Source organism: Aquimarina sp., assembly GCF_977115655.1.
Window position 1 is genome coordinate 51,017 of record NZ_CDSBKO010000006.1, and the last position, 15,299, is coordinate 66,315.

The 15,299-nt window shown below is 35.5% G+C and carries 2 protein-coding genes; both read right to left on the reverse strand.

Annotated elements, in window-relative coordinates:
* Positions 1 to 115: 115 nt before the first annotated feature.
* Positions 116 to 13,990 carry an SDR family NAD(P)-dependent oxidoreductase gene (locus tag ACZIYX_RS04125; RefSeq protein WP_462680931.1) on the reverse strand — a complete coding sequence of 4,625 codons (13,875 nt, stop codon included), beginning with the start codon at positions 13,988 to 13,990 and terminating at the stop codon, positions 116 to 118.
* Positions 13,991 to 14,057: 67 nt separating this feature from the next.
* Positions 14,058 to 15,296 carry a hypothetical protein gene (locus ACZIYX_RS04130; protein ID WP_462680932.1) on the reverse strand — a complete coding sequence of 413 codons (1,239 nt, stop codon included), beginning with the start codon at positions 15,294 to 15,296 and terminating at the stop codon, positions 14,058 to 14,060.
* Between the last annotated feature and the right edge of the window lie 3 nt (positions 15,297 to 15,299).

Below are 15,299 nucleotides of genomic sequence, written 5' to 3' on the forward strand. Positions count from 1 at the left end.
TTATTACTGGTTGAGTACTTTCATTGGTTTCTTTTCAGAACCATTATTGTTTTTTGAAATATGACTTATGCTGTTACCTGAGCTCCTGATTTCGCTAAATTTTAAGCCACTCTTCTTACAAGCTCACAGCGAGAGCCATATTGTTTGCTTCTATCGCCAAATCATCAAGCTTATCCACCTTACCAAATGCTCTTACATAAAAGTTTTTAATCTCAACTAAAACATCTCCTGCTTCATTGATAATTTTTATAGTAAACTTTTTGATATCTGACGGAGAACGAGCTTCTACATTAACCACTTGCACATACGCATAACATGTTTGAGGTAAAGAACGGAATATCTCAATTTCATCAATCGCAAACGGTACATGTGGAACTGTAGATCCTGTCTGACCAATTAGTCCCGCAACGGTTTGTAAGGCACCATCAATAATAGAAGGATGAAGAGTGAAACGATCAAAATTAACCTTTAAATGATCTGCCAGTTTTAGTTTTGACAATGCAAAAGATTCATGAACATAAAATTCCTGAATGGTCTTAAACGCTAATCCATAATTAAAGCCTGCCTGATTAAAAACTTTATAATAATAAGAACTCTCCAAAGATTCAGAACATTGTTCTTTAAGTTTTTGAATCGAAATGTTTTCAATACTTATCGAAGGATTGTTATTATTTTGAAAAAATAACTTCCCTTCAGAATGTACTATTTGCTCGTTTTCATCATCATGAGAAGTAATTTTAAATTCAGTGCCACTACCATTGGGTTTAAGAGATGTCTGAATAAATTGTGGCCCTTTCTTAAAACTTAATGGGTGAGCCCAAACAATATCCCTGATTTTACAAACTTTTTGCTCCCCTGCAAGGTTTCCTGAAACATTTGCAATTTCTATGAATCCCGAACCTGGAAAAATTTTCTCTCCATTTACCTGATGATCTATTGCATAAAACTCGCTGTCTGATAATAACGAAGTAAAACGAACTTCTCTTAATGTAGATGAATTATATGAAATTAAAGGATGTAATTGACTTCTTATTGGTTCTGCTACTGCTCTTTTTTCTTGGGCTACTTGATCTGAAACCCAATATCTCTCTTTAGCAAAGGGATAGGTTGGCGCTGAAATTCGATTGGGTTTATTTCTGGTATATAAACTCTCCCAATTTACTTCTATACCAGTGATCCAAAGTTGGGCTAATTTATCCAGGTTTCCTGTATTAAAAAAGGTCTGAAGTTCTTGTTCCTTATCTGGAGATTTTTTTCTTCTCATACCAGGATCAAGTTTGCCTTGATAAATATGTTTATCTGTATTATGCTTCTGCCAATCTTTTAATCGCTGAATTAGTTCTGCTTTATCTGAAAAAATAATTGCCAATCTATCTGACATAGCCTCTCTGCCCACCTGTAATGTGAAAGACAAGTTTGCCAGATTTATATCCTGTTCTTTTTCTAAATACGTGAGTATATGATTTGCATATTCTATAAGGAGTTCTTTCTTTTTTGCAGAAAGCACAAACAAATATGGTCCAGATTCCTTATACTCTTGTATTATTTTTGATTTTTTATATTCTTCCAGTACTAAACATGCATTAACTCCTCCTGCCCCAAACGAATTTATAAGAGCTCTTCTGGGGTGACCTGTTGAAGGTTCCCAAGGAGTAAGCTGATGCTGAAGATAAAATGGGGATTCTTTAAATTCGATATTAGGGTTTACCTCATCAGAATTAATAGATGGTACTAACTGTTGCTGTTTCATTTGCAAAAGCACCTTTGCAACACCTGCGATTCCTGCTGCGGACTCTGGATGCCCAATATTAGCTTTAACTGAGCCAATAGGAATAAATTGTTTTTTCTCAGTATATTTTTGAAACGCATTCGTTAAAGCTACAATTTCTAGACTATCTCCTAATTGTGTTCCTGTGCCGTGACCTTCTACATAACTAATAGTTTCAGGATGAATCTTAGCTTTTTGAAGGGTTTGTTCGATTAAATTTGCCTGAGCATTTGGGTTAGGCGCAGAATATCCATTAGATCTACCACTATGATCAAACGAACTTCCTATTAGTGTACCATATATGTGATCCCCATCCTCTATAGCTTTACTAAGTGGTTTTAATAAAACGGATCCGATCCCTTCGCCGGGAACAAAACCATCATCCCCTGCTCCATAACTATAACATTTCCCGCCAAGGGATATCATTCTATTTTTACATAAAGAATGGTACTTAGACGGATGCAAATATAAATTTACTCCACCTGCAACAGCAACCTGACACTCTTGTTTTCTAAGACTTTCGCAAGCAAGATGCATTGCTACTGAAGAGGATGAGCAAGCTGTATCAACAGGCATACTAGGTCCGTTAAAATCGAATAAATAGGAAACACGATTCGCTATTGACCAAGGGTGTGCGCTGGGGACTGTATTTCCTTTGCTCCAGTTTTCTGATGCTAACAGATTATATGTATTTGTTGTGACTCCAACAAATACGCCTACATCAGCACTTTTGGCTTTTGGATGCCGCTTTTTTAAACTATCTTTTGTATACCCCGCATCTTCAATAGCAGCCCATACAGATTGTAAAAAAAGTCGTTCCTGAGGGTCCATTATTATGGCTTCTTCTGCAGTAATATTAAAAAACTGAGGATCAAATTTATCAACATCGCTAATAAATCCCCCTGACTTACAATAAATTTTTCCTTCGGCTGCCTTTGCCGGATCTTTATCATAAAATTCCTCATAATCCCATCGGCTTTTGGGAACCATATCTGTTACATCTTTTCCTTCTTTTAGGTTTTCCCAATAGGCATTCAAATCTTTTGATTTAGGATAGCTTCCATGCACTCCAATAATTGCGATAGGCTCAGAATCCTCATATTTAAAAGGTTCACTAATTTTATCTCGGGACTCTACCTTACGCTCTCTTATAGATGTATCCGGAGCTTCTATTTTATAATTTTGCAGATCTTGATTACTTGAATTATTTACGGAATACTCTATGTTTAGGAATCTGATCAACGCCTCCTGTTCTTTCTGTATCAGATAGTTTGCTAATTCTTCTATCGTTGAATATTCGTAGAATAAAGTTTTAGGCAAAGTACCTAAGTCTCTCTCCAGATTTATATTTATCTGACTTATAATTATAGAGTCAATACCAAAAGATTCAAACAGTTCTGTGGTATCCATCCGCTCTGGATCAAGTTTAATCTCATTTCCGATCAGAGCTTTGAGATATGTTTCTGTTTTTTCAAGAAGAATTTCTGTATCTATAGAATTAGAATTAATCCACTGGTTTTTATCCAATTCTTTAGCAACTTGAGTTATGTAAGGTCGGATTTTGGATAAGAACCCATAAAGAGGAATACCTTGTGATAGATCAGACAACAAAAACTCTTCCATGAATTTTATACCCTCTTTAATTGGTATAGGGCAAAGACCCGTTTCCTTTTCAATTAGAGTAATTTCTTCATTAGAGATATGCATCCCACCTTCTTCCCAATAAGGCCAGTTAATAGATAATGTTTTACCAAAACGTTTTTGTTCTTTCACTAAACCATCTCTGATTTCTGCAAATGAATCAAGAAAATGATTACCATAAGCATAATCACATTGCCCTATATTACCCATTATTCCTGCAATTGAAGAAAACAGAATAAAGACATCTAAATTTTCTCCTCTCGTTGCCAGATCCAAATTAACTGTTCCATAAACTTTTGGGGCAAGCACCTTATTCATCTCTTCTGGCGATTTCTTAAAAATAAATGAATCTTGATTAATACCTGCACTATGAATAACGCCATTGATTTGTGAGAAATTGGTTTTTGCAGCTTTAACAACTGCCTCCATATCTTCTAACTTTGAAACATCGGCTTGTAAATAAATAATTTGAGTACCGTAGGTTTTGAGTTTCTCGAGTTTTTCCTGTTGAACTGGTTTAATTACTGACCGTCCAAAAAGGATTAAATTACACTGGTAATTTTTCACCAAATATTCGCTAAAAACAAGGCCTAATCCACCTAAGCCTCCTGATACTATATAAACTCCATTCTGTTTTAATGGTAAACGGTTTTTATTACTTTCAACATGAGGCAACTGTACTAATTCTTTAATATTACGGACATAGGCTTGATTTTCTTTTTGAAATTTGTACTGAATTTCATTTTTCTTCCAGTTTATATCATTGAATTCATCCTGAATGATACGGACTTTCTCTTTTATAGATAGTTGCTTATTATCCAAACTATCCTGAATCTCTATAACTTTTGCTTGGTAGTATGGGTTCTCCAGAGCGAGAGTTTTAAAAAATCCTCCCAATGCGGCGTTTAGTGAATTGGATAAACTCATATTCCCTAAGAAAACAGATAATATCTGAAGGGATATATGTTCTTTTTGTTCCATCAAAGCTTTACATAAATGGAACAGTGAATAGATGCTATAATCTAGCTGACGGGTTATGTCTTCCTTTTTATCAAAATTGCCTGCTTCTAACCCACCATGAATAATTCGATAAGGAAGCTGTCCTTTTGTACTAAGGTTTTCTACTAATTGTTTAAAATGTTCTTTTTGTTGAGGATCAATAGTAAAAATTGAGGATTCTACTTCTTCATAAACATGCCCTGGTTTTACCAAAATATACGAATTCCCTTCTGTATCTTGTTTTGATTCTTTCTGTAACGTAAGAAACAACTCATCTGTGGTATCAAAAATCAAAATGTAACCACTTGTAGATTTTTCTTCTGAAAGACTTAGATTACCCTCTACCCATTTAGGATAGTAATGTAACTTTTGTTTTTCTTCTATAGATACCTCCTTTGTATAAAACTCTTGTATAGCTACATTATCTGTAGTTACAGAAATTTTTGGTGTATTAAACCAATATCTCTCCTTAGCAAAAGGATATGTAGGAAGAGAAATACGCATTGGATAAACATCCTGATAGAGTAGAGACCAATCAATATCTGCTCCAGAGATCCAGAGTTTTGCTAATTTTTCCAGATTTCGGGTATTCATTATTACTTTTAGATAAGCATTACCTTCTTCTCCTTCTAATAAAGCTCTGGTATTAGATGGAGCATCTTTAATGTTAGCATAGTAAACCCCTTCTGACTCCTCTGTATTTCTTTCTAATACTTTAGAATCTTTTATCTTATGAATGTGTAACCACTGCTCTAGTTTTTCCTCAAGTTCATCAATACTAGTGGCAACTATTACAAGACGTTCGTTCATTGGCGTTCTCCCCACTTGTGAAGTATACACTACATCTGTTAGTGAAATATCTTTATTACTTCTAAGAAAATCTATCATTTTTTCTGCGTACTTTAAAAGTACACTATGATTTTTAGAAGAAAGAACAAATGCTTGTGGCGTCTTATTGGTGGATTCGCTTACTTGTCTATTTATTCCATTATATTCTTCTATAATAAGATGTGCGTTAGAACCTCCAGCACCAAAAGAACTAATACTTGCTCGTCTTGGATGTGTGTTAGAAGATGCCCAAGGTGTTAATTTTTGCTGTACATAAAATGGGGATTCTTTAAAATCTATATTTGGATTTAATGTTGCTGAATGTAAGGAAGGAACCAATTGTTTATGCTTTAACTGGAGTAACACTTTTGTAACTGCTGCTATTCCTGCTGCTGATTCCAAGTGCCCTATATTTGATTTAACCGAACCTATAGGACAAAATTGTTTTTGTGATACAGACTCTCCAAAAGCTTTCTTTAATCCTGTAATTTCTATTGGATCTCCCAAAGCAGTACCTGTACCATGAGTTTCGATATAGCTTAACGTTGAAGGATCAATTTTAGCTTTTTTAAGAGATTCAAAAATTAAATCTCCTTGAGCATTGGGATTCGGTACAGAATATCCATTGGTTTTTCCTCCGTGATTAATTACACTGGATTTAACTACTCCATATATATGATCTCCATCCTCTATTGCTTTATCAAGCGACTTTAACAAAACGGCACCTACACCTTCGCCAGCTACATATCCATCACCACCTTCTCCAAAGCTTCGGCATCTGCCATCACTAGCTGCAAAATTTCCCTGACTTAGCATAAGATATTTATGAGGATGTATAGAAACGTTAACTCCACCGGCAATAGCTGCTTCTATTTCACCTTTTCGTATTTCTTCGCATGCTTGATGAATAGCTGTAAGAGATGAAGAACACATAGTATCTAAAGCAATACTAGGCCCATGCAGATCCAAATAATAAGAAACTCTGTTTGCTATGGAAGCATAAGATGAACCAGGAACAATTGCATTGCCTGCCAACATAGCCTCAGCTCCGTAAAGTTGATATTGCCCATACATAACTCCTACATATACTCCTACCTTACCTATTGCTGAAATACTGTCTTTACTATATCCTGCATCCTCAATAGTTTGCCAGACCGTTTCTATAAAAAGTCGCTCTTGCGGATCCATTAATTCTGCCTCTTTGGGGGATATGTTAAAAAATAACGGATCAAATTTATCTACATCGCTGATAAATCCTCCCCACTTACTGTAGCTTTTTCCAGTTTGATTACTCTTAGAGTTAAAAAACTGCTTGGTATCCCAACGTTCTTCAGGAATTTCTGTAATACAATCCCGGCCATTTTTTAGATTTTCCCAAAATTCTTGCAAATTCTCTGCTTGTGGGTATTTGCCACTCAAACCTATAATAGCTACTTCTCGTTGCGTATTAACGTCTCTACTAAAAAAACGTTTGCTTGAATGTAACGCAGAAATCAATGGTTGTTTCTTTCTATTATTCTCTGATAATTCTACTACTGAAGATACTGTTTGTTTGATCCCAGCTTGTTCTTGAATAACCTGAGGGTATGTTTTTGCAAAGAACCCAGCCAGACTTTTTATCGTTTGGTATTCAAAAAATAGTGTTTTAGAAAGAGAACCAAAGGTTTCCTCGAGTATATTGGTCAATTTCATGGCCAGAATGGAGTCTATACCATAATTTTCTAAAGGAGCTTTTGGATCAAGCTCCTGAACAGAAAGTTTTAATGTTCCTGCAAATAATTTACGTAAATAAACTACCGTTTGATCCAGAAGCCTATTTGAATCTACTTTGAAAACTGGTGAAGATTCTGCCTCGATTTTACCTATAACCGCGGATGAAGATTCTGTGTGACTAGTCTGGTTTGGAAGCAGAATATGACGCATTTTCTCCATATCGCCTTCCATAATCAATGTTTGGCTATTTTGTAAAGCCATACTGCTATAAAATGCCTGAATACCAGACGTTGTTTGCATAGGCTCTATACCTGTTGCCTGTCGTAGCATATCTATATTCTTCTCAGAAATGCTCAAATTACCTTCACTCCATAAAGGCCAATTGAGAGAAATAGTTCTTCCTTGTCTTAATTTTTGATCTACCAACTGATTGCGATACATAGCAAACTGATCCATAAACGCATTCGCAGTTGCATAATCTGCTTGCCCCAGATTACCCATTGCTCCTGATAAGGAAGAAAACAATACTATAAAGTCAAGGTTAACATCCTTGCTTGCCTGATCCAGATGATAGGTTCCTTTTACTTTTGGAGTCAGAACCTTACTAAATTCAACGCTAGTTTTCTTAAGGATAAAATTATCCAATATCATACCTGCACTATGAATAATACCGTTTAGCTGCTTTTCTTCCTTTATAATTGTACCTATAAGAGCATTTACCTGATTAGGATCACTTAGATCAAGTTGTTTGTACACAACCTGATTAGTATTTACCGACAGTTCGTTTATAATTGCCTGTTTTTCTTCTGTTAGTTCCGAGCGTCCCGTTAATATTACTTTTGCCTCCTTGGTTTGTTGTAAAATTTCCTTAGTAAACAAAATTCCTAAAGCACCGAGTCCTCCTGTTATTAGATAAACCCCTTGGTCTTTAAATTTATTTTTAGTTGTATCTTCTTCTGGCTGTACTTCCTTCCAACGTAAAACATAGGATATATCTTTTTCGTATCTAATGAAAGATTCTTCAGGTCTGGTTTCTGCTTTCTTCAGTTGTTCGGCAAGTTCCTCTGTATTTACATCTGATTTTGTGATAACGATTTGACCTGTTAATTTAGGGTTTTCCTGAGCGGCAGTTTTTAATAATCCTGACAACCCGGAAAAAAGTGCTTGTTCCTTAATGTCATCAATAACAATTTGGATAAGGATCTTTTCTTCGGGTTTACTCTTTATTATCTCCTGAACCCTTTCAAAACAAGTCAATGCATGTTCTTTATACCTTTCTGCTATATTTTTTTGTGATGCTTCAAGCAATATACAATGACTATTATGAATTAATGCTTCTAACTGGCTGGCATTTGCTCCGGGTATTTCACATAGTATAATGTGTTTTTGCACGAATTCATCTTGTCTGCTTTCTGATTCCTGAACCATTTCACATATTTCCCATAAAGGATTCGCTAATATAGTCCCGATGCTCCTATTTTGTGCTTCAACCGTATCTATACTTAATTGCCTAGAGGATAATCCTCTCATTTGCACAGATATATTTCCTTCCTGATCACATAAATCAATATCTATTTTGGTAATTGAATCCGTAGGTTTACTTCCTTTTGAGTAACGAACCCAAGCAAACATGGTTTCTGTACTGGCAGATATTATGCGTATCATATCCAATGCAAAAGGCACTGAAGGTTGTGAAGGAAGTTTAGAGAAATCTTCAATCAAGCCAAAAGCAGCTTGTAATGAGCTATCCATCATACCGGGGTGTAACAGGTAGTCATTTTTATCTCTTTCCTCCACAGACGGTAAACTCAATTGTGCAATAAGTTGTTTTTCGCCTTGATAAACTTTAGTGATTCCTTGATAAGCAGGACCATAAAAAAGCCCCATAGAGTTAAAAATAGAATACAAACTGGCAGCTTCTATACTGCCTTTATTCATTTTTCCTTTAAGTTGCTCTACATCTAGTTTTTCTGGTAAAGGAAGTGTACTATAACTAGCTATTCCTTGACAATGAATAGTTTCTTGTTCCTTATCTTTACTGTAAATTTCATAATTAATCTGGTCGTTATTCTTAACAGATAAGGCTATTTCTACTTGCTTTTCTTCTGCTACTACAAGCGGCTGAGCCCAAGCGGTATTATGCAATTCTAATATACCTGATCCTGCTGTAACAGAGGTAGCTTTTTCTACTGCTACTCGTGCCATTTCAAGATAAGCCACTGCTGGTAGTACCTTGCTAAAATATCCTTCTTTAATTTTTACTTGATGATCTTTAAGGAAAAATTCTTCACCACTAAAGATAGAACTATAACTCTGTTTGCTGAGGTCTGAAGTATTACTATGAAGTAAGGGATGAAGTACTGATGTCATCCTTTCATTACCCTTATTTTGTTCGCTTATTTTAATATCAATCCAATACCGATCTCTGGCAAAAGGATATACAGGAAGACTTATACGTTTGGGTTTATGATCCCCGTAGAAATTATCCCAATCCAGATTCAAACCTTTAACCCATAGATCCAAAAGTTTAGATGTTTTTTTTCGAGCTATCCATTTATGAACCGTTTGCTCAAAATCTGCATCTGCATTAAACCAAGACAAAGTATCTTCCTCCTGATCTATTCTTCCTTGATAGATATCTTCGATATAATCTTCCTCATCAATATACTTTTTAAGTTTTTCAATTAAATCATCCAAAGATTTAACCACAAATGCAAGTCGTACATCCATAGCTTCCCTACCTACCTGAAGAGTATATGCCATCTCTTCCAAATCAAAAGAGCTACCAGTTTTTTCTACTTTTTTTACTTTTAATTTCTTAAGAAAGTCAAAAAGATCAAGGGTTTTTTGGTGAAGCTGTTCTGGTGTTCTTGCGGATAAAGGAATAATTATTTTTGAATCTAAATCCTTAGAAACTATAGGTTTACTTACTTTTATTGAAGGCTCATATTCCTGAACAATAATATGTGCATTCGACCCACCAGCTCCAAAAGAAGAAACACCCGCTAATCTAGGTTGTGAGATTCCATCAACCATAGGTTGTTCCCAAGGTTTTAAGGTTTGGTTCACTATAAATGGAGTTTTCTCAAAATCGATATTAGGATTTAAACTTTTTGAATGTAAGGACGGAACGATTTGTTTATGTTTTAATTGTAACAATACTTTGGTTAAACCAGCTATTCCTGCAGCAGACTCACAATGACCTATATTGGATTTTGCAGAACCAATCAAGCAAGGTCCCACATCGGATGTATTCTTTTGAAATGCCTGACTTAATGCCACAATCTCTATAGGATCTCCCAATTTAGTTCCTGTACCGTGCGCTTCTATATAACTTATATGACGAGGGTCTACATTTGTTTCTTTTAGTACGTTACTAATAAGGTTTGATTGTGCTTGTGGATTAGGTACACTATAACCATTAGTCTTACCTCCATGGTTTAGCGCACTACCTTTAATAATTCCATATATATGATCCCCGTCCCGCTCTGCCTCGGATAGTCTTTTTAATATAACTACTCCCACTCCTTCTCCAGGAATATACCCTTCACCTCCTTCTCCAAAACTTTGACAATGACCATCGCTTGAAATGTATTGTCCTGCACTGATCACTAAATATTTATTAGGATGAATACTAACATTTACTCCTCCGGCAATTCCCAAGCTCGTTCGCCCTTGTTGCAGATCCTGGCAAGCCAAATGAATAGCTGTTAATGAGGAAGAACACATGGAATCTACCGTCATGCTGGGACCGTGTAAATTTAACACATAGGAAACCCTATTAGCGATGCTGGCATAACTACCAGGAACTCCCATTCGCTGACCTTTTTTACTAGCCTCAATACCAAAAAGTTGATATTCACTGTACATAACTCCTGCATAAACTCCAACTTGCCCTGCCAGTCCTTGTTCGTGAGGTATTTGTAGTCTGGATCTTGTATAACCAGCATCTTCTATGGCCATCCAGGTATGTTGTAAAAATAACCGTTCCTGAGGATCAAGTATCTCTGCTTCGAGCGGTGAAATATTAAAAAATAAAGGATCAAATTCATCTACTCCTTCAATAAAACCACCCCATTTACTATAATGATATCCACTTTTACTACGGTCTTCATTATAATATTCTCGCCAGTCCCATCGGTTTTTTGGCACCTCGGTAATACAATCTTTGCCATCCCGCAGGTTATCCCAATATGCTTCAATATTAGCAGACTCTGGATAGCGACCACTCAAACCGATGATTGCAATAGGATCTGTATCCATTTTATTTTTTCTTTCTGCAGAAATATCGATGTGTCGTTGGCGCTTAATAATTCTTGAATGAGCCTGCTTGGTTTGAGTTTTAATAGGTGGAGCTATGGAAATCCCCTCTATTTTTTCTTTACTATTTTTTATAGAAACAACGGTAAAAAGCGAAGTCAATTTAGCTACATGTGATTTTATAAAATATCCCGTAAGCTCATGAATCGTTTGATATTCAAAAAAGAGTGTTTTTGGCAAAGAACCAAATATTTTTTCTAATTGATTGATTAGATTCATTGCCAGAATAGAATCGATACCATATTTTTCTAAAGGAGCATACGGATCTATCTTATGGGATGGAAGTTTAAACAATTCTGAAAGTTGTTTTTTAATGTAGTCCTGAGTTTTATCTTCAAGACTTCCTGAATCCATTTCAACAACAGGTTCTTTTTCCTCTTCAGTAGTAACTTCAGGAAGAGATACCTCTGCTGTATCTGTAGCAAATAGTGTATGATGCAATTGTTCTAAATCACCTTCCATCACAAACAACTGATTTTGAGCCCCCTCTAAACTACTATAAAATGCATGTACCCCTGTCTTTGTCTGCATGGGATACATACCCGTGCTCTGGCTTATTATTTTTTGCTTTACCGGATCGATCTTCATCCCTCCTTCTTGCCATAAAGGCCAATTAACTGCAATCGTTTTCCCTGTTCTTTGTTTTGCTTTAACCAATTGATTTCGGTAAGCCGAAAACTGATCCATAAAACTATTAGCTGTAGCATAATCTGCCTGGCCACTATTTCCTGTTACAGATGAAACAGATGAAAATAATGCCATAAAATCCAGATCAATATCTTTAGTGGCTTCATCTAAGTTATAAGTTCCCGTAACTTTAGGGGCAAGAACTTCTGTAAAGTCTTTAGAAGCTTTTTTCAATATAAAACTGTCTGAAATCATTCCTGCACTATGAATAATTCCATGAAGATGCGTATATTTCTTTTTGATCGAAGTAATCGTTTGTTTTACCTTATCCAGATTGGTAATATCCAATTGCTGATACATAAGCTGGCCAGTATTAACTTCCATTTCGTTAATTAAAGCTTGCTTTTCCTTAGTCAACTCTGATCTTCCTGTTAAAATAATTGTAGCATTCTGAGTTTGTTGCAGAATTTCTGTAGCAAATAATCTACCCAGTTTTCCTAGTCCTGCCGTAATGAGATAAACCCCATTATCCTTAAAAGCAATTCTAGGTTCATTACCTTCTACCTTTATTTCTTTTAGACCTAATACCTGCTTGTTACCTTGCTCATATTTTATGATTACATCTTGCGTTCTAGTTTGGTTTTCTTGCAGTTGTACTGCGAGTTCTTCTACTGTTATTTTCTGACTTGTAATGATAACCTGCCCAGCCAACTCAGGGTTTTCAAGAGTTGCTGTCTTTAATAATGCAGAAAGTCCTGTAAAAATGGTTTGTTCATAATCATTAGTCATAACGACCTGAATACCTATTTTTCCTTGGGGTTTATCAGAAAGTATTGCTTGGATCTGCTCAAAACAAGTCAAAGCATATTCGTTAAATCGTTCTGCGATATTCTTTTGTTTCTTTGCCTGTAAAGGTATTACTTGACTTTGTGCAAGTAAAGCTTCCAATTGTTTCCCTTTTATCTTGGGCATCTCACATAAAAACACATATCGTTGCTGCAAATGATCTGCTGTATTGGTATTAAATTGCTCTTTACTTATAGTGTCTTGCCATTCAGGAGTTGCAAATACAGCTCCTGTTTCTTTACCAGGTTTTTTAATAGTTTCCTTATCTGTATGAAGTAAACGTGAGGAAAATCCTCTCATTTGAACAGCAACCATGCCCTGTTCGTTGCACAAATCTATATCTAGTTTGATAACCTTGTCTGTAGATTTACTCCCTTCAGCATACCTTACCCAAGCATACATTTCTTTAGTACAACCTGAAAAAACTTTTAATGATTCTAAAGCAAATGGAAGTGAAGGGTGCTCTGGTATTTGATCCAGCCCTCCAAACAAACCAATGGCAGATTGCAAAGCGCTATCCAACATGCCCGGATGTAAAACATACTTCTCTGCCTCTGTTATTGCTGGTAAATTTAATTGTGCTAGTAATTGTTCATTACCTTGAAATATTGTTTTTACACCTTGGTGCGTTGGTCCATAATTTAAACCCAACCTAGAGTAAACTTCATAGATATCTTGTGATTCCAGCTTTCCTTGCTGCATTTCTTCCTTGAGCTTATCTATATCCAGTTTTATAGGTGTTGATATATTATTAAAGACAGCCTGACCCTGGCAATGGATTATTTCTTGAATATCACCTTCTGTATCTACACTATATACTTCATAATGTATCTGCCCCTCATCTATTTCAGTTTCATCTGCAAATAAGGCAATGGTGATTTCTTTCTCCTCATTAACTATAATGGGTTTTGCCCATATAACATTGCGTAGTTCTATGACAGATTCTTTCTGAAAAGGCATCGCTTTTCTAACAGCAGCCTGCGCCATTTCTAAATAAGCAACCCCTGGCAGAACCTTTTGTTCTTTAATTTCATGATCCTTAAGAAAGAATTCATTACCATTAAATGTAGAAGTAAAACTTTGCTGACTCAAATCCGACGTGTTTATGTGCAACAAAGGATGTATAACTGCTGAATTGGAATGAGTTTTTGAGCGATTACTAAATTGCTTTATAAGGTTTAGAGCATTCGCTTTTGATAGTCTCTTACTCTTCAATTCTAAAACTACATATTCTATGAAATCTATCATTATAGTACTGTGCTATTGGGATTATTGGTTTTAAGATAATATGGAAGTAAAGCTGTTAGATTGCTTTTTATTGAAAAATTTTTGATGAAATCGTATCGCCAATTTCGCAATCTGACAGAAATTTTTCTTGTCCTACTGTTTTTGTAAAATACATTACTGCTAATTCATTAGGTCTGGCTTTAAATACTACTGCCGAGTCTAATGGAAATGCTTTTTTTGAATCATACAAAGGAAGATGAAGTAATTGCTGGCATTTTTCTAAATCATGGCTTTCCTGAAAATCACTCCAACTACTAATCAAGCTGAACTTACATTTCATAGCTTCGCGAAATTTAGGAAGAGGTTTAGCAGTAGAAGGAACTGGTAATCCTGCCTGAAAAGATTTACGGATTTTGGTTGGTTGAGAACTTACCTCATTATCAAATAAAAGCCCACCTGCATAGTTTCCGGCATCATTACTACCAATATCTTTTACCCAACTTCTTAGGTTAACTGCCATAATACAAATACGAGAATCGGTAGCCTTTGCAAAACTTGAGCTTAGAATATCATTGGTTGAAATAAAATCTACCCCAGATGCAGGGCTTTCCTTAACTTGATTTTTAACCTTACTGATCTTTTCTGGATCCACATAAAACCCATGAGACTTGGTCTTTTTACCAAAAATTGCTCCGTTTAGTAAGTTTACAATAAAAGGTGCTGAGTGAAAAAACTTAAACGATTTCTGCCCTACAACATCAATTATCTTGTCTGCTGCATCTTGCTTTCGTTTTACTTCCAAATATTCAACAGGTTTATCTGTAAATAATTGATTGAATATCTTATAATAGGTATATCCATCAGCCACAACATGAGAAATAGAAAAAATAAGCGCAAATCCTTTTTCCGGGGAATGTATATCCGGAACAATAGTAAGACGAGTAATCGGATCTTGTTTGTTTACTAACTTGACCCCTTTTTTTACTATTGCAGATTTTGCTTCTTTAAACAATTCCTCATATCCCATTTTAGATCCTATTTTAATCGAAGATGGATTATCATGAAAAACAGGCTTCATCTTATCCTCTGACAAGGCTCCGGAAGGATACGCCAATTGCAAGCCTTTATGTTTCTTATTTTTAACCAGTCGTCCTGCCAACCATGGATTAACATGAATAATCTCTTTTAACCGGGTTTGTAAAGTAGTAAATGCCCCTGCCAGATCCCCTTCATAAAAGGTTATAGTTGTTATCCCGTTTTCTCCTTTTATTATAGTAGATGATTCCTCTTTTAATAAAGGAATTATAGTTTCGTTTATACCTTGCATAAT

What these genes read in the sequence shown, in the direction of transcription:
- ACZIYX_RS04125 (WP_462680931.1), bottom strand. Translation starts at nt 13,990, where the DNA reads ATGATAGATTTCATAGAATATGTAGTTTTAGAATTGAAGAGTAAGAGA.
- ACZIYX_RS04130 (WP_462680932.1), bottom strand. Translation starts at nt 15,296, where the DNA reads ATGCAAGGTATAAACGAAACTATAATTCCTTTATTAAAAGAGGAATCA.